General features: G+C 54.7%; 24 protein-coding genes. 7 read left to right on the top strand and 17 right to left on the bottom strand.

Annotated elements, in window-relative coordinates; translation table 11 throughout:
* Positions 1–29: 29 nt before the first annotated feature.
* Positions 30–2,645, bottom strand: coding sequence for an FtsX-like permease family protein (locus E8D52_11590; GenBank protein ID TKB67900.1), 2,616 nt, complete (start codon positions 2,643–2,645; stop codon positions 30–32).
* Between the two features lie 144 nt (positions 2,646–2,789).
* On the opposite strand from E8D52_11590, the gene E8D52_11585 reads away from it, so the two are divergent.
* Positions 2,790–3,068 carry a response regulator transcription factor gene (locus tag E8D52_11585; protein TKB67899.1) on the top strand — a complete coding sequence of 93 codons (279 nt, stop codon included), beginning with the start codon at positions 2,790–2,792 and terminating at the stop codon, positions 3,066–3,068.
* Positions 3,069–3,070: 2 nt separating this feature from the next.
* On the opposite strand, the gene E8D52_11580 is transcribed toward E8D52_11585, so the two are convergent.
* Both E8D52_11580 and E8D52_11575 read right to left on the bottom strand, forming a co-directional pair.
* Positions 3,071–3,997 carry a dihydroorotate oxidase gene (locus E8D52_11580; protein ID TKB67972.1) on the bottom strand — a complete coding sequence of 309 codons (927 nt, stop codon included), beginning with the start codon at positions 3,995–3,997 and terminating at the stop codon, positions 3,071–3,073.
* On the bottom strand, positions 3,997–4,695 hold the full coding sequence (locus tag E8D52_11575; protein ID TKB67898.1) for an ABC transporter ATP-binding protein: 699 nt from the start codon (positions 4,693–4,695) through the stop codon (positions 3,997–3,999). The genes E8D52_11580 and E8D52_11575 overlap by 1 nt, the downstream gene beginning before the upstream one ends.
* Positions 4,696–4,842: 147 nt before the next feature.
* On the opposite strand from E8D52_11575, the gene E8D52_11570 reads away from it, so the two are divergent.
* The 6 genes from E8D52_11570 to E8D52_11545 all read left to right on the top strand — a co-directional run bounded on the left by E8D52_11570 (position 4,843) and on the right by E8D52_11545 (position 8,632).
* The gene (locus tag E8D52_11570) at positions 4,843–5,658 is read left to right on the top strand and encodes a ComF family protein (protein TKB67897.1); all 816 of its coding nucleotides are present in this window, start codon (positions 4,843–4,845) and stop codon (positions 5,656–5,658) included.
* Between the two features lie 3 nt (positions 5,659–5,661).
* A complete protein-coding gene (locus E8D52_11565; GenBank protein TKB67896.1) occupies positions 5,662–6,003 on the top strand; it encodes a zinc ribbon domain-containing protein in 342 nt (113 codons plus the stop codon).
* Positions 6,004–6,109: 106 nt separating this feature from the next.
* Complete coding sequence (locus E8D52_11560; GenBank protein ID TKB67895.1) at positions 6,110–6,307, top strand: helix-turn-helix domain-containing protein; 198 nt, start codon at positions 6,110–6,112, stop codon at positions 6,305–6,307.
* Positions 6,308–6,322: 15 nt separating this feature from the next.
* A complete protein-coding gene (locus tag E8D52_11555; protein TKB67894.1) occupies positions 6,323–6,763 on the top strand; it encodes a hypothetical protein in 441 nt (146 codons plus the stop codon).
* 9 nt (positions 6,764–6,772) lie between these two features.
* Positions 6,773–7,330, top strand: a complete 558-nt coding sequence (locus E8D52_11550) for a RusA family crossover junction endodeoxyribonuclease (protein ID TKB67893.1) — start codon at positions 6,773–6,775, stop codon at positions 7,328–7,330.
* A 102-nt stretch (positions 7,331–7,432) separates the two neighbouring features.
* Positions 7,433–8,632 carry a DUF3391 domain-containing protein gene (locus E8D52_11545; protein TKB67892.1) on the top strand — a complete coding sequence of 400 codons (1,200 nt, stop codon included), beginning with the start codon at positions 7,433–7,435 and terminating at the stop codon, positions 8,630–8,632.
* 25 nt (positions 8,633–8,657) lie between these two features.
* On the opposite strand, the gene E8D52_11540 is transcribed toward E8D52_11545, so the two are convergent.
* The 14 genes from E8D52_11540 to hflX form a co-directional block, all read right to left on the bottom strand.
* Positions 8,658–9,893, bottom strand: a complete 1,236-nt coding sequence (locus tag E8D52_11540) for an FtsX-like permease family protein (protein TKB67891.1) — start codon at positions 9,891–9,893, stop codon at positions 8,658–8,660.
* Positions 9,894–10,604 carry an ABC transporter ATP-binding protein gene (locus E8D52_11535; GenBank protein ID TKB67890.1) on the bottom strand — a complete coding sequence of 237 codons (711 nt, stop codon included), beginning with the start codon at positions 10,602–10,604 and terminating at the stop codon, positions 9,894–9,896.
* Between the two features lie 120 nt (positions 10,605–10,724).
* Positions 10,725–11,978 (bottom strand): efflux RND transporter periplasmic adaptor subunit, encoded by a 1,254-nt coding sequence (locus tag E8D52_11530; protein TKB67889.1) that lies wholly within the window; start codon positions 11,976–11,978, stop codon positions 10,725–10,727.
* A gap of 204 nt (positions 11,979–12,182) precedes the next feature.
* Complete coding sequence (gene accC, locus E8D52_11525) at positions 12,183–13,523, bottom strand: acetyl-CoA carboxylase biotin carboxylase subunit (protein TKB67888.1); 1,341 nt, start codon at positions 13,521–13,523, stop codon at positions 12,183–12,185.
* A 43-nt stretch (positions 13,524–13,566) separates the two neighbouring features.
* A complete protein-coding gene (accB, locus tag E8D52_11520; protein ID TKB67971.1) occupies positions 13,567–14,058 on the bottom strand; it encodes an acetyl-CoA carboxylase biotin carboxyl carrier protein in 492 nt (163 codons plus the stop codon).
* Between the two features lie 68 nt (positions 14,059–14,126).
* Positions 14,127–14,687: an elongation factor P gene (gene efp / locus E8D52_11515; protein TKB67887.1), complete on the bottom strand. Its 561-nt coding sequence runs from the start codon at positions 14,685–14,687 to the stop codon at positions 14,127–14,129.
* 46 nt (positions 14,688–14,733) lie between these two features.
* A complete protein-coding gene (aroQ, locus tag E8D52_11510; GenBank protein ID TKB67970.1) occupies positions 14,734–15,231 on the bottom strand; it encodes a type II 3-dehydroquinate dehydratase in 498 nt (165 codons plus the stop codon).
* Positions 15,232–15,338: 107 nt separating this feature from the next.
* Complete coding sequence (locus E8D52_11505; GenBank protein ID TKB67886.1) at positions 15,339–16,079, bottom strand: tetratricopeptide repeat protein; 741 nt, start codon at positions 16,077–16,079, stop codon at positions 15,339–15,341.
* A gap of 8 nt (positions 16,080–16,087) precedes the next feature.
* Positions 16,088–17,317, bottom strand: coding sequence for a bifunctional phosphopantothenoylcysteine decarboxylase/phosphopantothenate--cysteine ligase CoaBC (gene coaBC, locus E8D52_11500; protein TKB67885.1), 1,230 nt, complete (start codon positions 17,315–17,317; stop codon positions 16,088–16,090).
* Positions 17,318–17,335: 18 nt separating this feature from the next.
* The gene (locus tag E8D52_11495) at positions 17,336–17,755 is read right to left on the bottom strand and encodes a DNA-directed RNA polymerase subunit omega (protein TKB67884.1); all 420 of its coding nucleotides are present in this window, start codon (positions 17,753–17,755) and stop codon (positions 17,336–17,338) included.
* Positions 17,715–18,419: a guanylate kinase gene (locus E8D52_11490; GenBank protein ID TKB67883.1), complete on the bottom strand. Its 705-nt coding sequence runs from the start codon at positions 18,417–18,419 to the stop codon at positions 17,715–17,717. The genes E8D52_11495 and E8D52_11490 overlap by 41 nt, the downstream gene beginning before the upstream one ends.
* Positions 18,420–18,427: 8 nt before the next feature.
* Positions 18,428–19,306, bottom strand: coding sequence for a YicC family protein (locus tag E8D52_11485; GenBank protein TKB67882.1), 879 nt, complete (start codon positions 19,304–19,306; stop codon positions 18,428–18,430).
* Positions 19,303–19,968: an endonuclease III gene (nth, locus tag E8D52_11480; protein TKB67881.1), complete on the bottom strand. Its 666-nt coding sequence runs from the start codon at positions 19,966–19,968 to the stop codon at positions 19,303–19,305. Before nth ends, E8D52_11485 begins: the two co-directional genes overlap by 4 nt.
* 21 nt (positions 19,969–19,989) lie before the next feature.
* Entirely contained in the window at positions 19,990–21,588 is a 1,599-nt protein-coding gene (gene hflX, locus E8D52_11475) for a GTPase HflX (protein ID TKB67880.1), read from the bottom strand.
* Position 21,589: the final 1 nt, after the last annotated feature.

The following is a 21,589-nucleotide window of genomic DNA, read 5'->3' as shown; positions in this document are numbered from 1 at the left end:
GCTGATCACGTTCAACATGGTCGTAGCCCCTATTCCTCCCGCAAGCCTTCCACCACCGGTTGTCGTGCCGCCCACCGGGCCGGGAAGTAGCCCGCCACCAAGGTAGCAACCGCCGCGAGAGCCACGGCCTGGGCCAGTGCGCCGATCGGAACAATCATCTGAATCGTCCAACCGAATGATTGCTTATTGATGACCTTAATCAGTAACAGCGAGAGTAGCCCGCCACCAACAAGGCCCAAGGCAATCCCCACTACGCCGAGGTAGGCCGCCTCCCATAACACGAGCTGTTGAATTTGTTCCGGGCTGCCGCCGATGGCCCGTAGCGTCGCAAATTCCCGGCGACGTTCAAGGACAGACGTGACCAGTGTATTGACAATCCCCAGCATGGCAATCACGATCGCGATGGCCTCCAAAACATAGGTCAGCAGAAATGTGCGATCAAAAATGTCGAGAATTTCTTTCCGTAACTCGATGTTGCTGATCACAAGCGGCGGAAGCCCTCCGCCGGCTGCGCCGCTCAGTTTTTCTAGGATCCGTTCTCTCACGCGATCAATACTTGACCCAGCGCTCATGTACACGGGAAATACCGTGACCAAATCATCATGCCAGAGCGACTGGTACAGTGCCCGATCCATGAGCAGCTTCCCCCCATCCGTCGAATAGTCATAAAACACGGCCACGATCGGGAATCGCGCGGGGCCGCTCGGCGTCAGAATTTCAAGCGTTGATCCCTCTTCCACCCCAAGCCGATTAGCCAATACCTCAGAGACGAGGAGACCACGGGTATCGGCTGCCCGTACGAGCTGTTCTGAAGAATCACCCTGGCGGACAAGATACCGGCTCCATTGGGCATGTAATCGCAGATCTCGTGAGACGATAGCCACCCGTTGGCCGTTCACCTCCACTCGAACATCGCGATAACTATCGACTGCGGCTACTTCAGGGATGGAAGACAAGACGGTCAACCAGGTCGGTGGGAGACTCCGACCGGCGCCTCCGATCTCCGTGCCCCGCAGCCACAGTGAGGGTGCCACGACCAGATCGGCCAAGACCGTATCGGTGACCCAGAGTTCGACCGTATGTCGAAAACTTCGCACCATGACCAGCACGCCGATCATGATGGCTAATCCCACCATTAAGGCAGAGACGGTCACTCCGTTTCGGCCTGGACTGCGCGAGGCATGCTCCACGGCAATCCCCCTCATGACTCCCCCTGCTCCCCCTGTACGTCCCACATACTGTCGCGGACGCCGCCATCCAGTGACACAGATCGGGGCCAGACAAGCAAGACCGGCCAGCAGACAGAGCGTTGCCGCGTACCCCATAATAGGAACCCCATTGATGGGGCCTGGCAGACTCAAGAGCCCCGCAACGGCGAGCACACTCAGTCCCATGATGGCGAGCATCCCCACTCGTAGCTGCTGGCTCGCTTCATAATCACCAGGAGCCAACGCTCGTACCGTCGTGGTGCGGCTGGCATCAAGGCTTGGACCAACGGCACCAATCATGGACATGACGCACCCAATCATAATGCCTTCGAGCATCATGCTCCAGAATTGGCCGCTCTGGAATAGCCCTCCTTCGCCGACCCCGACTGGAGCATAGAGATCCGAAATCGTTTGACTGAGCAAAGCCACCAGCTCTTGCGCGAGCACCATTCCGGTTGTACTTCCGGCGATTCCTCCCAACAATCCAAAGAACCCGGCTTCCATCAAAAACAATACTGCCACCCGAGACTGAGTCATCCCAATGGCTCGATAGATTCCGATTTCTCGTCTCCTCTGGGCGACGGCGAATGCCATCGTGTTGTAGATCAGAAACATCCCAACTAACAGGCCAACCCAGCTCAACACCGTCAGATTGAGACGGAAGGCGCGCACCATTTGCTCAACCTGCCTCGTCCTGTTGGCCGGCCGTTCCACCGTCAAATAGGGAGGTAGAACAGCCCGTAGATCCTGTGCGACCTCATCGACGGTCTTTTGTTGGTCGGTCACGATATCGATTCGATCTAACTTCCCAACCATCCCGAACGTAATTTGTGCCGCAGCGATATCCATCACAGCCATGCGTTCCCATGAGGAAGGTCGGTCCTGCCCATTTTGAAGAATCCCTGCAACCCGGCAGGTGAGACGCCTGGATCCAAGGAGAAGATCAACCTCCTCATCGACCGACAGGTTCCACTCTGTGGCCAAATTGGCTCCCAAGAACACCGCCTGTGGCTCGATCATCCCCATCAACTGACGTTCCGTTGACGGCTGGTTCATGCGGAACCCGCGTGTATTGAATTCGACCAGAAGATCCAGCCCCACCACTTGCACCGCGTGGTCGACGTGCTCTCCTCTTATGCGAACGGCCGTCTGTAGAATCACCGGCGATGCAGATCTTACGCCGGCGATGGTTCTGACCTGTCTAATGACCTGTTCATCAAGCCCGGTCTCCCCTCCTGACACTTCCAAAGTCGTGGGACCAGCCACCGTCAGGACCGCCTCTTCAAAGGACCTCAACACGTCAACGTTGGCAGTCCGCACGGCGACGGAAGCCGACACGCCGAGCGCCACTCCGACGATCGTCAGCAGCGTGCGTAACGGCCATTGCCGGACATGCGCGGTAAGAAGAAGGAGTAAGACCCTTACAAAGGCAGGCATTGAACGTGAGATAAGCTTTCTGCTGGGAAACGTCTCATCAGTTCCGATCTAGACATCCGCGCGCTCGGCACAAATCAGTCATTTCGTTTACACGTATCCGGTCGTTTGCTAGACTGACCTCAGACTTTTTCCAGAGGAGGACAGATGGCTAGAAGCAAACACACCACCGCACGCCCGCCCCATCGGGTGGGACACCGTTCCAAACCTTCTCTGCATATTACGCCCCGTCAACGCGAGATTCTTCGATTGGTCGCGCTGGGCCATACCAATCGTGAGATCGGCGGGACACTGGACATCAGCGTCCGGACGGTCGAAGTCCATCGTTTCAACTTGATGCGCCGACTCAATGTTCGGAACGTCGCCCAGCTCCTGCGTCAGGCGCTGCAACAAAACTTGCTCCCTCGCAACTTCGGCATGAAATAGGCTCATAATTCCTTAAGCCGTCCCTGACATTCCACAATCGACTGGTATCCTTTTCTCGTCAAAACCTCGGTCAATTCCGCTTCCAGTCGTCCGAACACATCCAACCCTTCCTCCACCAACACCGTCCCGATTTGGACTGCCGACGCACCGCACAGGAAATGTTCGAACACGTCCATCCCCTCAACGATTCCTCCGGTTCCGATGATCGGCATCTTCCCATCAAACAACTTATAGAAAGCGCGAACATTCGCCAAGGCTACGGGCTTGATCAGTCGCCCACCCAACCCGCCAAATCCGCCTTTTGGTTTAATAACGACGGCTTCGCGTTCCGAATCCACAACCAAGCCGTTGCCCACCGAATTGATCATATTGAGAAAGTCGACTCCGCAACGCCCAAGGACCTTCCCCATGGCCTCATGGTGGGCCGGATCGAAGTACGGTGGCAACTTCACGCCCATCGGAACTGTGATGAGAGGCCGAACCTTTTTGAGGACGCGCTCAGACGTTTCCGGATCGTACCCAATTTGGGGCTTCCCTGGAATATTGGGGCAAGAGAGATTGACCTCAATAAGGTCCGGCTTGGCTGCATTGATCGCTTCCGCGATGGTCGGAAAATCTTCCTCCCCGAGTCCGGCCACGCTGGCGATCACGGGCTTTCCAAACCGCTTGAGGTGAGGGATCAACTCAGCATAGGCTCGATAGCCGAGGTTGGGAAGGCCCATCGAGTTGATCGATCCTCCGGGAAATCCATAATACCGTGGCGTAGGGTTGCCTTGGCGCGACTCAATAGTCATCGACTTCGTGACGATCGCCCCCGCGCCGGATTTCCCCAGAGCCTCGAGTTCGTCCCGTGTGACGCAGAGCGCTCCCGATGCATTCATGAAACAGCTGGGAAAGGTGATGCCCGCGATCGTTGTAGAAAGATCGATCACGAAGTTGCCAGTTCAGTCATACGTTCAGTGCGTGCGATCAGCTGTCCATCTCGCATGGTCCATACATAGTCGGCTGCTTGCGCAGCCTGTAGGCTGTGCGTCACCAGCAGGACCGTCTGCCCTTCAGCCATTGCGAGCTCACGAATAAGCGCCATAATGCCTGCTCCTTGCTGAGAATCGATATTGCCCGTCGGCTCATCGGCCAAGAGGAGACGGGGCCCATGTGCCAACGCCCGCGCGATCGCTATTCGCTGTTGCTCTCCACCGGATAATTCAGCTGGTCGATGTCGGCGCCGGTGACTCATGCCCACGCACTCCAACATACCTCCGACCCGTTTTGTTATCTCCCGCCCATTCTCCCCGCGCAACATCAAAGGCAGTGCAATATTCTCTTCAGCCGTCAACCCATGCACCAAGTGGAAGGCTTGAAAAACAATCCCGATCGTTTCACGCCTGATCTTCGTCCATTCGTAACTGGTCAGATTGTGGGTGGATCGCCCATCGAGCAGGATCTCTCCTGAAGTCGGCAGGTCCAAACCCGCGACGAGGTTCAGCAGAGTACTTTTCCCACAGCCACTGGGGCCCACGAACGCACAGAATTCTCCAGGTCGAATCTCTAAATTGACATCGCGTAACGCCGTGACCATGGCTTCTCCACGCGAATGGGTTTTGGAGAGTTGTTTCAATGTCACCATCGGTGGTCCATTCTCTCCAATGACGGGTCGACCGGTGTACGGTCATTCTCATTCGTATAGCACAATAAATCGAAGGCCGACAACCTTGACACCGGCAGGCTCGCCGCCATAAAGAGAAGTGGAATACACACAAACGAAAGGCTGTCCATGGCCAATCCTGTCACAGAGTCGGCCGCAGGTCTCCTGCGCCGCGCGCTCAGATTCTTTCTTCCCGTTCATTGTTCGAGCTGTAACTCGCTTCTAGCAGATGATCCGATCCCCCATTTTTGCTCGGACTGCTGGAGTAAGATTTCCCTCATGCCTGACTCTCGATGCGCCCGTTGTGATCACCCCTTCCATTCTTCCATTGCCACGACCTACAGCCCACACCATGTTTGCCAACCCTGTGCCGAACATCCACCTTCGTATACCAAGGCCTGGACTCTGTACCCGTATACACCTCCACTCCAGCATGCAATCCGCCTCTTTAAGTATCGGGGCAAAGTTTCCCTGGCGGCTCCACTGGCTGCCCTCATGATCGCCCGACTCCCTCCCCTCGATTCCATTGATGTGATCATGCCAGTACCCCTGCACATTGAGAGACTCCGTCAACGAGAATTTAATCAGTCCCTCCTGCTTGCCGGTGACATCGGACGGACCCTCAATATTCCCATCGCGTACACGAATTTGATCCGAGCCATTCCTACTCCAGCCCAGACCACACTATCCCGCAAAAGCCGTCTGAAAAACCTTCGTCGAGCATTTGCCCTCCGACACCCCGATGCCATTGTGAAGAAACGCATTCTTCTGATCGACGACGTCTTCACGACTGGTACGACGGTGAATGAGTGCGCCAAGACCCTCCGGAAGGCCGGGTCTGGCGACGTGTTTGTGATAACGTTAGGGCGCACAATGGATCCCACTATGATTCCCGACCGCATCATGGCTCAGCGCCCACCATCGCTGAAGCTCCTGGGAGGTTGATCGATGCCGATTTATGAGTACACTTGCCAGGCTTGTCACCGGAAATCCTCGGTCTTGGTATTGAATCCGCGCAATCCTAGCGTGGCCACCTGTCGGCATTGCGGCGGCTCGCGGATGGAGCGTCTCCTATCTCGATTTGCCGCTCCCAAGTCCGAGGAAGCTCGACTCGAATCACTGTCAGATCCAGCGAACCTCGGAGGGATTGATGAGAATGATCCTCGGAGCGTCGCCCGTTTGATGAAGAAAATGGGACAGGAAATGGGCGAGGACGTCGACGATATTGAAGCGATGATGGATCAATCCAATGACGGTGAGGGAATGCCAGGAGGCGGTGATGGCCTTTGACATGCACTGTCATATATTTTCGCTTGACATTCTCAGGGTCGCCTCTAGAATAACGTGAGTGCTGGAGGCAGAATGCGGATTTTTCGATCTGGCCATAGGTGGAGTGATGAGCAGGGCCCCGAAGAGCGAACTGATGACCGCGATGGAAACATCCCAATATCTCAAGATTACTCAACGTACCCTCTATCGCTATCTTCAGAGTCGACAGATTCCCGCCTTCAAGCTGGGAAAGGAATGGCGATTCGTCCGTTCGGATCTAGAGCGATGGATTCGCGACCGAACCAGAACTGCCGTGAATTCCTAACTACAGGACATCACAATGTTTGCAGGTGAATACCTTTGCAAGGTTGATGAAAAAGGACGATTCATCGTCCCCTCACCGATCCGCGAACAGATCGAAGCTGACGGTCAGACCGTCATGTTCCTGAAGGGTCCGGAACAGTCCTTGCTGATCTATTCCACGAAAGAGTGGGAAAAGGTCCTTGAACGGACCCGGACGTCTCTGGATGAAGACCAGAGTCGTCTGTTTATGCACTTTGTCGTCTCCGAGGCAGGCTCATCGGATATCGATAAGACCGGGCGGATTCTAATTCCTGGTCGCTTGAGAAAACTGGTTCCTGTCGATGAGGATCAAGAAATCATACTCGTCGGCCTGTATCACCGCATGGAAATTTGGAACCCAAGCGAATGGCGTCGGTATCTTGCGCGTACTGAAGATCGCTTTGAACAGAATATGGCAAAGATCGTAAATCTCCTCTAGCTCGGCTCCATGCCATCCGACCGATCTCGATACAACCTCCGTTCATCACGGTTCCCATCCATCCCCAAAAAGTTACTGCCGATCAGCGGTACGACTCAGTCACCCAAATCTGGTCCATCGAACCCAGAGACTGCACTACGGACACCATTGCATCTCCCAGTCGTGACATCGGACACGATCAAAGTCACATTGCCCGTCCCCCCCAGCATCAACCATCAATATGCAACGGTAAATGGACGTCGGTTGCTATCCTCCGCCGGACGGACGTACAAGACCTACGTCGGCCAGTGCGTATGGCTGGCATTGGCCCAGTCCCCCGTTAAATCCTCTTTGCACAATCGACTTCGATCGGAGCCGCTCGCGCTCTCGATCCGATTCTTTTTCGCATCCGCCTTACGGCGCGACCTGGATGGCGGTCTGAAGATCGCCCAAGATGCGGTCTGTGAAGGGCTTGGCTTAAACGATAACCGCATTATCGAAACTCATCTGTATAAGCATGTTGACAAAGCCGACCCTCGCATCGAAGTCTCGCTCTCGTTCATTGCCCCTCCTTCTCACTCAGGCTAACCACTCACTCCAGCACTCGCTCGGCTACAGTTCTTTCTGATTCACGCCGATATCTGAGAGAACTATATCTACAGCCCTGCTTCCTACTGGACGGACCTTCTGATGGCAACAACACGTGTTCCCGTCAGTGAACTTGAGATCGGAATGTACGTCGCCCGTCTGGACCTGTCGTGGTTCCGCTCCCCCTTACTCCGCCATTCATTCCTGATTGAACAGTCTTCCCAGATCGACAAATTAGTGCGTGCAGGAGTGAAGATGGTCGACATCGACCTCGACCGTGGAATCACTTCTCAGCCCCATCACGCAACGGATATCACGCAGGCTGCACCCACGACAGCACCGACTTCGAGCCTGACACACCCCAAGCCGTTAGCCCAGCTGAACGAAGAATATGCCCAGGCAAAGCTGGCCAAGCAACAGATGGATCAAGCGGTCCAATCCGTTTTTACAACCATTGCGAAGACAGGAACGGTCAACCCTGAGCAGGCAGCCGAAGCGGTCCAAGAAATCACGATCGCCATGAGAACGCTCACCGACTCTGCTATTTTCATGGCCTTGAGTCAAAACCGGACCGACGACTCCACGCTCAGCCAGCATGCACTGGCAGTCTGTACGCTGTCACTGGTGGTCGGACAAGCCTTCCAATTCAACCCCCTGGAGCTGCACGAGCTTGCAACCGCCGCTCTCTTACATGACATTGGGCTCTTACAGATCCGACCTGCCATTGTCCGCCATACGCATGTCTCGTCAGACCTTTCCAAGGCCAACCGACAGGAATTTGAGACCCATCCCCGCCGTGCCGTTCTGATGTTGGAGGGGAAAAGGGGAATTGAAGCCGCCACGCTTCATCTTATCGCGAATCATCATGCCTATCTTGATGACAGCGGCTATCCGAAAGAGTCACGAGGACAATTTACTTCCGACCCCACACGCATTCTGATGGTCGTGGATCGATACGATGAATTAACCACTGGATTCGGCGGGACTGCCCCACTGACTTCTCACCACACATTTCAACGCCTGTATCAGGAGGCTCGACAAGGCACGCTTGATCAACGAATTGTGTCATTATTCATCGCACGAATCGGTATCTACCCCATCCATAGTCAGGTGCGGCTGAATACGCAAGAGGTGGCAGTAGTCACGCAACTCCATCAAGAAAAACTGCACCAACCGATCATCACCATCACCCACCAGCCAGGGGGCACGGAATACCCAGCGCCATTTGTCATCGATCTTGCGCACCAGGACGGCGATCCCCAGGTCCGGGCCATTGAAACAATAGTAGACATGAATGCGTAGGAAGGGACACCGGTGAGTGATTCGCCTATTCGTAGCGCAATGCGTCGATGGGATTAAGCCGAGCAGCCTTATTGGCGGGATATAAACCAAAGAATAGGCCCACCACAACGGAAAATACAAACGCAACGGCGATGGTATCACTTGAAATAATGGTTGGCCAACCGGCAATCACCGTCGTCAAGCGAGCCGCAAGCACTCCGAACAGGATGCCAATACAGCCACCGACCACACTGAGCGTCAGCGCCTCGATCAAAAACTGTATGAGAATGTGGAAGCGTTTGGCTCCAACCGCCATCCGAATTCCAATTTCTCTCGTCCGCTCAGTGACGGAGACAAGCAGAATGTTCATGATCCCAATGCCGCCGACAAGTAACGAGACGGACGCGATGATCATCAACATGACCGTCAAGGTTTCGCTCGTCCCTTCCTGCACCTTTCCGATTTCGACCTGCGTACGAATGGTAAAATCATCCGGCTGCTCACCCTGCAAGCGATGTCGAGCCCTCATCACCTGACGGATCTGCTCTGCGGCATCTGCCAGATCCTCGGTTCGTTCCGTCGAAACAAACACTCCTCCGACCGATCCCAGGAACAATGTTCCAAAGACCTTTCGCTCGGCAGTTGTGAAGGGGATAAAAACGACATCGTCCTGATCGGTTCCCTGAACAGACTGGCCCTTAGGAGATAAAACACCAATGACTCGGAACGGGACATTTTTAATCCGAATGATCGCGCCAACTGGTTCTTCACCCGGTTCAAAGATGTTTTCGACCACGGTTTGTCCAAGGAGCGCGACCCTGGCCGCACTCTCCATATCTGTTTGAGTAAAGGATCCTCCGCTGCTGAAGGACCAGTCTCGAATCGTGACATAGCTGGGTGACGCTCCCTGAACCGACCCATTCCAATTGCGGTTCCCATTCACGATTTGCATGGTGCTTCGTATGAGCCACCCCGTTTCAGACAGAGTGGGAATCCTTTTCTTTAGTTCCAGTGCATCGGCAACCGTCAGTGTGACGGCACCGCCTTGTGCGCCCCGCACGCCGCCGATGGTCATGTAACTGGGAAAGATCATAATGACGTTGGTCCCCATCGTGGCGATCTGCTTCTGCACCGCCTGTTTCGCCCCTTCTCCAATGCTGACCATCGCAATGACCGCTCCAACTCCGATAATAATCCCAAGCATGGTCAAGCCTGCGCGCAGTCTGTTTCGCCCGAGTACTCTCAACGCCGTGATGACGGTTAGCCACATGAACGCTAGCATTTACGCACCCACTGCATGCGACCGCTCCTTGGTTGCTCGATCGCTGAGGATCTGACCATCCTTGACGACAATTTCACGCGACGCATAGGCGGCAATATCGACTTCGTGCGTGACCAGGATCACTGTCATACCCTCACGATTCAATCCTTCAAGAATCCCCATGATGTCCTGACTGGACTCCGTATCAAGATTTCCGGTTGGCTCGTCGGCCAACAACAAAGAGGGTGAGGTCACCAGCGCCCGAGCAATCGCCACCCGTTGTTGTTGGCCACCTGAAAGTTGCGTGGGGGAATGATGCTCGCGCCCCTTCAATCCAACGCGTTGGAGCGCAGCGGAAGCAAGCGTACGCTGTTCTTTTAGAGACAGTCCTCTGTAGAACAGAGGTAACTGAGCGTTCTCCAGGGCACTGGTACGGGGAATGAGGTTGAAGCTCTGGAACACAAAACCGATTTGCTGATTCCGAATCTCTGCCAACTGGTCGGGCCGCAATTGTCCGACCTCGACGCCGTTCAACCAGTACCGTCCCTTGGTGGGTTGATCCAGACAACCGAGAATATTCATCAACGTGGACTTCCCGGATCCGCTTGACCCCATGATCGCGACGAACTCACCCCGTTCGATGGTGATACTCACCCCACGCAGAGCCTGCACCTCAACATCACCGACTCGATAGACCTTCCAGATATCTTCGCCGACGATCAATGGATTCACAGACCTAGCTCACCCTATGCGCCGCCAGCGCAAATCATGAAAATGGAATGATGGGGGTGACATATGCCTTATCCGCCGACGAGCGACATTCGACATCGCGATCGAGAGATATCAGCGGCCTCATCGAGAGCGAGGGCGTTGCTGGTTCCCGAACCCCGGCGGCAAGTCACTCCCTTTTCGTTCGCCGAACGGCTGTTCAATACCGACAACAACGAGATCCCCTTCACTGAGACCGCCGGAGAGTAATTCAGTGGTGAGGCCATCCGAAATACCAGTTTGAACCGTCAGAGAAGTGAGGTCACCGCTCCCGCTCAGCCTCCAGATAACTTTCGACGGCAGCGTACCAGCATCTAGTTTAGTCGGACCTCCTCCATGCCTGCTTGGTACGTGCCCATCGGCCTCCCGACGACTCCCCTCACCCTTCGGAGGCGCAAATCTGAGAGCCGCATTAGGAACCTTCAGGATCTGGTCTTTCTGTGCCACGATGATCGACACATTGGCCGTCATACCGGGTTTGAGCCGTAGGTCCTTGTTATCCACTCCGACCACCACATTGTAGGTGACGACGTTCTGAACGTTGATGGGTGCGAGTCGTACCTGCCTGATAGTGCCAGTAAAGGTCACACCGGGGTAGGCGTCTACAGTAAAGACGGCTTCCTTCCCTTCGGCCATCCCTCCAATGTCCGACTCGCTCACATTGGTATCAACCTGCATTTTGGTTAAATCGAGGGCGATCAGAAACAGATTAGGCGTGGCAAAGCTGGACGCAACCGTCTGGCCAACCTCTACGTTACGCGCCACAACGATGCCATCAACGGGCGACCGAATGACGGTATATTTCAATTCCAGCTCAGCCGAATTCAACGCCGCTTCCGCTTGCTTGACCTGCGCCTCAGCAACCTTTAACTGTGCTTCCGAGCTTTGAAAATTTGTGAATGCAACATCAACGTCATTTTGTGACACAAACTGCTGAGGCAACAAGGATTCCACGCGCTCCAGTTCTCGTTTTCGCTGCGCCAGGTCGGCTTTGGATCGCGCAACGTTTGAGCGCACCATCTCTAGATTGCTGGCAGCCTGTTCTCGGCGAGCCTTGAAGGGTTCAGGATCAATGACTGCGACCGTATCCCCAGCCTTTACCCGCGAGTTAAAATCCGCATGGAGGCTCTTGATCATGCCTGACACTTGCGTACCTACCTGAACCGATACAACCGGATTGATCGTCCCCGTGGCACTGACAGTAGAAATAACCTGGCCTAACTCAATCGCTGCTGTTCGGTATCGAACAGGGGTCTTCCGCTCCCCGTTAAAAAACACGTAGCCACCGATGGCAAGTCCAATGGCTACAACACCGACAATCAAGGCGATACGTCGCATATATCCTACAGATAGTCCCCGAGGTCTCTCTATCCTAACAGGAAGACAAGAATCGATGCACCTCTCGGCTCACGCGAGCGGTGGCTCTCCCTTTCAAACCCAGGTATTTAGCTTAACACAAGCCCAACGGCCCACCAAGGGATGAGATCTCTTGATGGCGAAGCGCGGTCAAGGTAGTAATTGAGGAGGGAAAAATTCGTAGGATTATCCGGCCAAGAACCGGTCCAGGAACGTCGTCGACACATGGCCCTTCTGAAAGTCTGAATCATCGAGGATCCGACGGTGAAGAGGGAGAGTGGTCTTAATCCCTTCGATGACAAACTCGCCGAGCGCACGTTTCATACGAGCCATTGATTCCTGGCGATCGCGGCCATGAGTAATCAGCTTGGCAATCATCGAGTCATAGTACGGGACGACCACCGAGCCTGACTCCATGGCGGAATCGACTCGCACTCCGAACCCTCCAGGCGGACTGTACTTGGTAATCATCCCGGGAGATGGCGTAAACTTCTCTGGATCTTCGGCATTAATCCGACACTCCATGCTATGCCCAGTCATCACGACATCCTGTTGTCGAATGGAGAGAGGATGACCTGCGGCCAGACGAATCTGTTCCTTAATCAAATCGATGCCAGTGACCATTTCAGTGATGGGGTGCTCGACCTGGATGCGGGTATTCACTTCCATGAAATAAAAATTTCGGTCTTTATCGAGCAAAAATTCGACGGTGCCCACGTTTCGGTAATGGGCAGCCTTGACCACCTCTACGGCCACCCGACCGATTTCACGACGCAGTTTGTGATCGACCACCGGGGATGGTGTTTCTTCGACCAGTTTTTGATGTCGTCGTTGAATCGAGCAGTCCCGCTCCCCGAGATGCACCACCCGACCATGTTGATCGGCCAAGATCTGCACTTCAATATGACGCGGCTCTAGGAAGTACCGTTCGAGGTAGACCCCGTCGTTACCGAAGGTCGATTTCGCTTCAGCCTGCGCAGCCTGAAAGGCCCGGCTAAGGTCTTCGGCCTTGTTGACGACACGCATACCTCGACCGCCCCCTCCGGCCGTCGCTTTAATAATGACCGGAAAGCCAATCGTCTGCGCCGCCTGCAAGGCATCCTCCTCGCTGCGCAATTCGCCTGGGCTCCCGGGTGTGACCGGAAGGCCCCGCCTCGCCACGATTTCACGTGCCTTCGCCTTATCCCCCATCATGGCAATGTTTTCCGAGCTCGGTCCGATAAACTTGATGCCGATTGACTCGCAGACTTCAGCAAAATGGGCGTTCTCCGACAGAAATCCATACCCGGGATGGATCGCATCGGCACCCGTAATCTCTGCGGCACTCAAGACATTGGGAATATTTCGGTAGCTCAATGCCGATTCAGCCGGCCCCACACATATCTTTTCCTCGGCTGCTCGAACATGGAGGGCAAGCGCATCCGCTTCAGAATGAATCGCCACGGTCTTGATGCCAAGCTCCTTACAGGCGCGAATCACTCGCAGCGCGATTTCTCCGCGGTTGGCGACCAGAACTTTCTTAAACACGTCTCGGCTCCGATACGATGGCGAGAACCGCCTTTAGAATGACCTATGAAGCGGATGTGGGATCGATCAGAAACAGTGCTTGCCCATATTCCACTGACTTTGTATTCTCTACCAAGATCTTCACAAGGCGACCGTCCACTTCCGACTCGATTTCATTCATAAGTTTCATCGCTTCGACGACGCACAACACTTGTCCCTTCTTCACAGAATCCCCCTCTTCAACGTATGCATCAGCATCGGGTGAGGGCGATCGGTAGAACGTGCCGACGATGGGCGACGTGACGGTCAGAAAACCCGTGCTTGCGTCTGATACGGATGTCGTGGCTGAAGTGGCATGCATCGGTTGTTGAGGCGGAGCAGGAATAAACTCCTGCACCGATGTCGCGAGCGGTCTGGTTGCGACATCCTGGCGGACGCGGATACGCATGCCTTGTTGTTCAAACTCAAGCTCGGTCAAATTATTACGCCGAAGCAGGTCGATCAGTTCTTGGATTTGCTTGGGCGCCCCCCCTGTGAGTGAGAGCTCATGACCAATCTCCTCCCCAGGCTGCGGCAACACAATCCGACGAGCCTTAGTCTTTGAATGAGCAGGTCGACGACGGCTCACCGAACACGCTCCACATAGGATCTGGTTCGAGTATCGATCCGGATGACGGTGCCGACCTCCAAGTAAAGCGGAACTTTGATCGTCGCCCCCGTTTCCACGACCGCCGGCTTGGTTCCTCCAGTTGCCGTGTCCCCCCGCACACCAGGATCCGCATCCACGACCTTGAGCTCAATGAAGTTTGGCAGCTCAACGGCGATCGGGCGATGCTCGTAGACGAGGATCTTGGCGACCATATTTTCTTTCAATAAATCGACGTTCTCTCCCAACTGACTCTTCTCAAACGTCAATTGCTCGTACGTCTCTGTATCCATCAGCGTATAGGACGCTCCGGTCGCGTAGAGGAACTGCATATCACGCTCTTCCAAATCAGGCTCTTCAAACCGTTCGCCTGAGCGAAACGTTCGGTCCAACACATTTCCGGAGAGATAGCTTTTCAACTTCGTCCGTACGAAGGCACCACCTTTGCCAGGCTTGACGTGTTGAAAGTCGACGATATGAAAGGGCTCGCCTTCGACCATCAAGCGTACGCCGCTACGAAAATCCACCGTAGAAATCACTCGCAACTCCCTTCTTATGAAGAACACAACCGGCCCGGTGATCTCCTCAATGCCGCTCTATCTTCGCTCCGTCTACTGAGGTGCGACCACCAGAGGACCCCGTAGATCCGGTAGCAGATATGTGCTCGCACAATCCTCGCAAGGCCAAGAGATACCCGTTGGCACCAAACCCGGCGATCTGTGCCAATGCAACCCCCGATACATATGAATGCTGCCTGAATTCTTCACGCCGATAGATGTTAGACAGATGAACCTCAACAGTGGGCAACTCAACGGCGGCTAGGGCGTCGCGTATCGCGATGCTGGTGTGCGTGTAGGCCGCTGGATTGATGATAATGCCGTGATACCCGTGTCGTGCTTCCTGAATCCAGCCCACTAATTCCCCTTCAAAATTCGACTGACGAATAACCAGTTCAGCTCCAAGCTCACTACCCAGCTTTTCCAATGACGCATTGATCTCATCAAGAGTCGTCGTCCCATACATGGACTCCTCTCGATTACCCAACAGGTTCAGATTGGGACCGTGAAGGACCAGGATCCGCAACATGTCGTGTGCAATACCCCCTTCCACCAGCCTCACCCTACCACGTCAAGGGGGGCATTCTAGCAGTCCCCTCTCAGGGGGTCAAACCAGTGAAGTCATGGGAAAGCTCAAGAGGGGAGTGAAGAAGAGGCTTGGGGATCTCGGCGGCGGTCTTGGATCAAGTTGAGCCACTGCTCGAACCGTGCGATCGCTGGACTTCTTGTTTTCTGTGCAGCCGAAGCCGTGGATCCCGTTATAGGGATAGGCGTTTCTTCTGAACGAGATACACTACTGGACAATCCGTTGGCTCCATCTTTCGGTGCCATCGCCGCACTATCGAAGACGGATGTCATACCCTCGCCGTGAAGACGGTCAGAGTCAAGACTCGCAGTTTCCACAGGTTTCTCAGGCAATGCCTCTTGCGATTGTTCCATTCCCTGAGTCGTCGGCACACTGAGCCCGGCACAAAGCGACAAGGCTTCTTGGTCATGCGGATTTATCAATAATATGACGTTGCACGACCGGATAGCCGCTTCTTTAGACCCTTGCGCCGTGTAGAGCTTAGCCAATATTCGATGCGCACGAAGATTGTCGGGACTCACCTTGATGGCTTCTTCAAGAAGAGCCTTCGCCTTGACCGGTTGGTTCATCTGCTCATAGGCGCGACCCAAGGCCACCATGGCCGTGATAAAACCTGGATAGGCCTTCAGCCCATCTTCAAGAACAGCAACCGCCTCTTCCCACATGCCAGCTTTGCCGTACTCTTCTGCCAGGGGAATAAACACCTTGGACCCTGGATCTTTAGCAAAGACTAAGGCCAACCGATCAATTTCAGCGGCATTCCCTATTTTTTTTGATTCTGACGCCATAGATTGACTCACTCCACCAGGGACTCGCGACGAGGCGAGATGAGACAGAGCTCATGCACAACAGTCAAAATTTCGTCGGCCAGACGCCGCTTGGGCATCAGACCCAGGACTCGCTGTTCACCCGCGGCCGAAAGCATGACAACCGCATTGTCGTCACTGCCAAACCCACCTCCTGCTTGCGTGACATCATTCGCAATGATGAGATCCAGCCCTTTCCCTCTCAACTTGTCTTTCGCATGCGACACTACGTGTTCCGTTTCCGCCGCGAACCCAATCACAATTTGCGATGTCCGACGCGCGGACAGCATGGCGAGAATGTCCGGGGTCGCTTCCAACTCAAGCACGAGCTCAGACTTCCCCTGCTTCTTGAGCTTCTGAGCAGCTTGATTTTTTGGACGAAAGTCGGCAACCGCTGCAGCCATGATCAGAACGGTAGCAGCAGAGAAATGTTGACTCAACGCATCGGTCATCTCGCTCGCTGTATTGACTGAAACCGTCGCCACTCCTGGAGGAGGCGTGAGAGAGGACGGCCCTGTTACCAAGACCACCTCTGCACCTCGATCCCGCGCGGCTTCTGCAATGGCATACCCCATCTTCCCAGAAGAATAGTTCGAAATAAATCGAACCGGATCAATAGGCTCCTGAGTCGGGCCCGCGGAGACCAACACCCGTTGTCCGTGCCAATCCCGCCGAGGGTTCAGTGCGGCATGCACTGCATCCATGATTCGTGACTCTGCCGGAAACCTCCCTTGTGCGACTTGTCCTGAGGCCAGCGGACCGACTTCAGGATCAAGCACAACGACGCCACGAGCTCGGAGCACCTGCACATGTTGAACAACCGTGGGGTGTGTCCACATGTCCCCATCCATGGCCGGAGCGACAATCACGGGACACCGAGCGTTCAACAGCATCGTGCTCAACAGATCATCCGCCAGACCAAGAGCCGATTTTGCCAAAAAATTGGCCGTCGCCGGCGCCACGATAATTGCCTGGGCTTGTTCTGGGACAGCGAGATGAACCATTTCTTCATGAGATTCAAAGAGGTCCGTCGCCACTCGTCTTCCTGACAGGACTTCAAACGTAAGAGGAGTCACAAATTTCGTGGCAGCCTGAGTCATGACCACTGACACGGTGGCACCATCACGCGCAAGAGATCGAAGCAACCCGACCGCTTTATACGCGGCGATGCTGCCCGTTACCCCAAGAACAAGCCGCTTGCCCTGCGGATTGGTCGGCACCTGTGCTTCCTCCAATGCCTACTCCTCAGCCGGAACCACTGTCGGCGGTACCGTATCATCGACGTAAACACTGAGTTCCTTCTTGATTTCGCGGGCATCCTCTCCGGTCATCATCGCAATGCGCTCGGTTTCACCCTCTTTCCCTCGCTTGGCTTCCTTCATGGCATCGCGGGCTTCCTTGCCGGTCATATACCTGACATGACCTCTCAACACCTCGTCGAGTGCCATGGTTGTTTCCTTTGTGAAACGAGAGGACCAGGTTGACTTCGCGCCTTGAGTCAAGTGCTTTGCCCGCTGTGACGCGACGATCACCAGGCGGTGGCGTGAATCGAACTCATTGGGCGTGTATTGCGGCAACAAACTCAGCATGTCGATCATAGTCGGTCTAGCTCCCTCGTTATAAAGTGGATGACGGCTCCGTTCCCGGCGATGTTGCATCTTTCTCAAGAATAAAGCTTTGCTCAAGCCAATGCAGGTCCATCCGTTTGGTCTTCAGACGTTCCGCAATGAAAATACTTTGCAGCTCACGGAGAGACTGCATCAGGTCATCGTTGCGGACAATGTAATAATATTCCCTGAAACACCAGACTTCTTCTTTCACCTTTTGCAATCGGCGGACAATCTCCTCCTGAGAGTCGGATCCCCGACCTTGGAGTCGAGCACGCAGAATGTCCATCGATGGAGGGAGAATGAAAATATAGACGGCATCACCAAATTTCTTTTTAATCTGAAGCGCACCCTGGACATCGATTTCCAGTAAGACATCGATACCCTGCTCCATCTTATCCATTAATGGCTTATGCGGTGTGCCATACCAATTGGAATATACGTGGGCGTACTCCAAGAATTCATTCCTGGCAACCATATCGTGAAAGACGTTCTCATCGATAAAGAAGTACTCGCGTCCGTGTTCTTCTCCTGGACGCGGTTTTCTGGTCGTGAACGACACCGAATGCCACAGCTCTGGGACCGACGCCACAACCTGTTTACACAAAGTCGTCTTCCCTGCGCCTGACGGAGCTGAAATGATGTAGAGAATGCCCCGACGTTCAGGAGCTTGCCGAGCCTCCGTCACACCCGAAGGAAGGTTACTTGTGGGCATCGTGGTACTCATTCGACATTCTGTATCTGCTCACGTATACGCTCAAGCTCGGCTTTCATTCTCACCACATCGGCCCTGATCTCCGCGTCGTTGGATTTCGATCCAATGGTGTTGACCTCCCGGCCTAATTCCTGGAGAAGAAAATCCAATGTCTTTCCCACCGACTCGGTCCCTTGGAGCGCACGCTCAAACTGTATCATATGCGTGTCTAGTCTGACCAATTCTTCTGTAATGTCGCACCGATCCGCATACAGGGCCAACTCTTGATTGAGCCGAGGGATGTCCGGGATAGCGTCTGCCAACAACTTCTCCACTCGCTGCTTCATACGGTCGAAGGTTTCCTGTGCAATGAAGGGAGCACGGGACGAGACCGATCTCCTGCACTCACGCACGTGCTCCAGCCGAGCCAGGATATCCTGCGCAAGCAAGGCTCCCTCTTTCTCCCGCATTTTCACCATATCCGACACCGCGAGCAGCCCCAATTTCTCCACCACTTTTGTGAGCTTAGGATCGTCGACCGCCTGCTCAGAAAGCGCGACAACATCGCGAAAACTCGCCATCAGTCCGATGTCAATGGAGCCTTTAAGTTTCAGCGTGCGCTGGAGTGTACGGAGAGCCTGATGGTACTGCTTCGCTAGTCCGACGTCAAGTTGCACTACGCGAGCACTTCCCCGACTCCCTTGTAGCAACACTGTGAGATCAACCCTTCCACGTACACAATGTTGTTGGATCGTCTTCTTGAAGCTTTCTTCTAGCCCACTCATTGACTTCGGCAGACGAATGGAGGTTTCAAGAAAACGATGGTTCACCGATCTCACTTCAACGCTGGCAGTCCCGTCGGACCATAGTCCCTGTCGCTGGCCGAATCCTGTCATACTCTTAATCATGTCGGTAGTTTTCCTTCCCACTCACAGACATCGTAGATCGGGCAAACAAGACAGCGAGGCTTTCGAGCAAGGCACACATACCGACCATGAAGGAGCAACCGCTGAGATACACCCGTCCACTGGGTTTCCGGATACACCGCTTGCAGGTCACGTTCGATTCGCTCGGGATCACTCGAATGGGTCAGGGCGAGTCGGTTGGCCACCCGTCGCACATGTGTATCGACCACAATACCCGGCTTCCCAAATACGGCCCCAAGAAGTACATTCGCTGTTTTTCGCCCAACACCAGGTATCGCTGTGAGTTCTTCCATTGTATCGGGAACGTGCCCCTTGAACTGCGCCGTAACGACCTGCGCACAACCAATCAAGTTTTTCGCTTTACTCTTGTAAAAACCAGTTGATCTGATCAACGCCTCCAGTTCCGTCGACGTTGCGTTCGCCATCACGTGAGGTGTGGGATACCGCTTAAAGAGAGCCGGCGTGACCTGATTCACTCGCTGATCCGTGCACTGCGCGGATAGAATGGTGGCAACCAACAGTTCCCATGGAGAACGATGAGTTAATTCCATCACAGCCACCGGCATGGCGTGACGGAGACTCCTCGCAATCTGCGCTGGACGGTCGAGAACGGACGGCATCCTCGTGGGTTTGACTTTCTTCATGGCGGCCCGATTGTGCAGAGGTTACCGACGAGATGCAAGCACCAGCGCATCGTCCTGCAGCGGCAGGCCAGCAATCTGACGTTCATCGACTGGCAGAGATCTCACGTATGCTTCCAGCTGAGCGAAGAGAGGACGAAGTGTCGTGGGCTGGAGCGCCGACAGACCAATGGCTCCATACCGTCGGCAGAGCAACTCCGCGCGCGCAGGGGACACCTGGTCACACTTATTCAGCACCACTAATCTCGGTATCGCGTTCAAATGCAAGTCCTCAAGAATGGCGACGACCGCGGTAATCTGAATGTCGATGTCTGCGGCGCTGCCGTCGACAACATGCAGCAGGAGATCAGCCTCTCGTAGTTCTTCGAGCGTTGTCCGAAAGGCGCCGACCAGTTCTTGCGGAAGATCCCGGATAAATCCTACCGTATCGGTGATGATAACTTCGCGATCCTCCGGGAACCGCAGGCGACGGCTCGTTGTGTCCAGAGTTTCAAACAACCGGTTTTGAGCTGACACATGACTGTTTGTTAGCACATTGAGCAACGTAGACTTACCGGCGTTTGTGTAGCCTACGAGGGACACGACAGGGAGTCCGTGCCGGTCTCGCCTGGACCGACGTTGGTCTTGCTGGCGCCCAAACTGTGTCAGCTCTCGTTCTAAATGCGTGATGCGGTCTCGCACACGGCGACGATCAGTCTCCAGCTTGGTTTCACCCGGCCCTCGAGTACCGATCCCGCCACCCAGCCGCGAGAGTTGGGTGCCCTTCCCAGATAATCGTGGAAGCAGGTACCGCAACTGCGCGAGTTCCACCTGCACTTTGCCTTCACGGCTGTGGGCTCGGCGGGCAAAGATATCCAGGATCAGTTGTGTCCGGTCGATCACCTTGATATCAGTCATCTCTGAAATGGCTCGCAATTGAGCCGGTGACAATGTTTGATCAAAGATCACCATGTCGGCGCCCCGATGGAGGGTCTGAATCAGAACGTCCTTCATCTTGCCGCGGCCCAAGAGATAGCGCTGATGCCCGTCCGGCGTCCTTTGCACGACACGGTCAACCACCCTGACGTCGGCGGAAGTTGCCAGCTCCGCCAATTCGGCTAAACGCTCTTCCTGCTCGGACCGGCTTTTGACAGAAGCGCTGACAAGTATCGCCGATTCCTTCCCACTCTCAATGGCATAATGAGCTCGCGCCTGCTGAAGGTCTGCCTCAAGCTCTTCAATGAACTGGTCGAACATCAGTGTAAGATTGTGAAATGGGACAGCCTTGAGCACTTTGAACAATCCCCCGGTCGAATTGGGTGCCAGCAGATGAGCGAGATACAGATTGCCTAGTTGAGCATACTCCGTGACAGAGAGTAGGCCGATCAAATCAAGTCGCAAGAAAGCGAGGTCTGTCAGCACTTCTTGACTGATGGGCTGATCGTGTAATTGCGTTCGAATGAACCTCAAGCCACGGAGCGATCGTGCGCCAGTACGGAACAGGGTCAACGTGGTGGAAGACAACGTCAATTCCGTTCCCACAATCACATCCTGAACTTGTCCACGCCTGGTCAACAGCACGCCAATCGGGCGACGAAGCTCAATGGTCAGTTGGGCCATTGCCTTTGCGAGCTCCGGGGTCATG

It is taken from the genome of Nitrospira sp., assembly GCA_005116745.1.
Taxonomy (GTDB): domain Bacteria; phylum Nitrospirota; class Nitrospiria; order Nitrospirales; family Nitrospiraceae; genus Nitrospira_D.
Note: the sequence above shows the minus strand (reverse complement) of the source record. Positions and strands in the feature narration are given on the sequence as shown.

Bases quoted from the DNA above. Each gene is read 5' to 3' on its own strand.
- E8D52_11590 (TKB67900.1), bottom strand. From the start codon at position 2,645: ATGCCTGCCTTTGTAAGGGTCTTACTCCTTCTTCTTACCGCGCATGTC.
- E8D52_11585 (TKB67899.1), top strand. From the start codon at position 2,790: ATGGCTAGAAGCAAACACACCACCGCACGCCCGCCCCATCGGGTGGGA.
- E8D52_11575 (TKB67898.1), bottom strand. From the start codon at position 4,695: ATGGTGACATTGAAACAACTCTCCAAAACCCATTCGCGTGGAGAAGCC.
- E8D52_11570 (TKB67897.1), top strand. From the start codon at position 4,843: ATGGCCAATCCTGTCACAGAGTCGGCCGCAGGTCTCCTGCGCCGCGCG.
- E8D52_11565 (TKB67896.1), top strand. From the start codon at position 5,662: ATGCCGATTTATGAGTACACTTGCCAGGCTTGTCACCGGAAATCCTCG.
- E8D52_11560 (TKB67895.1), top strand. From the start codon at position 6,110: ATGAGCAGGGCCCCGAAGAGCGAACTGATGACCGCGATGGAAACATCC.
- E8D52_11555 (TKB67894.1), top strand. From the start codon at position 6,323: ATGTTTGCAGGTGAATACCTTTGCAAGGTTGATGAAAAAGGACGATTC.
- E8D52_11550 (TKB67893.1), top strand. From the start codon at position 6,773: ATGCCATCCGACCGATCTCGATACAACCTCCGTTCATCACGGTTCCCA.
- E8D52_11545 (TKB67892.1), top strand. From the start codon at position 7,433: ATGGCAACAACACGTGTTCCCGTCAGTGAACTTGAGATCGGAATGTAC.
- E8D52_11540 (TKB67891.1), bottom strand. From the start codon at position 9,893: ATGCTAGCGTTCATGTGGCTAACCGTCATCACGGCGTTGAGAGTACTC.
- E8D52_11530 (TKB67889.1), bottom strand. From the start codon at position 11,978: ATGCGACGTATCGCCTTGATTGTCGGTGTTGTAGCCATTGGACTTGCC.
- E8D52_11505 (TKB67886.1), bottom strand. From the start codon at position 16,079: ATGGCGTCAGAATCAAAAAAAATAGGGAATGCCGCTGAAATTGATCGG.
- E8D52_11495 (TKB67884.1), bottom strand. From the start codon at position 17,755: ATGCAACATCGCCGGGAACGGAGCCGTCATCCACTTTATAACGAGGGA.
- E8D52_11490 (TKB67883.1), bottom strand. From the start codon at position 18,419: ATGCCCACAAGTAACCTTCCTTCGGGTGTGACGGAGGCTCGGCAAGCT.
- E8D52_11485 (TKB67882.1), bottom strand. From the start codon at position 19,306: ATGATTAAGAGTATGACAGGATTCGGCCAGCGACAGGGACTATGGTCC.
- nth (TKB67881.1), bottom strand. From the start codon at position 19,968: ATGAAGAAAGTCAAACCCACGAGGATGCCGTCCGTTCTCGACCGTCCA.
- hflX (TKB67880.1), bottom strand. From the start codon at position 21,588: ATGACCCCGGAGCTCGCAAAGGCAATGGCCCAACTGACCATTGAGCTT.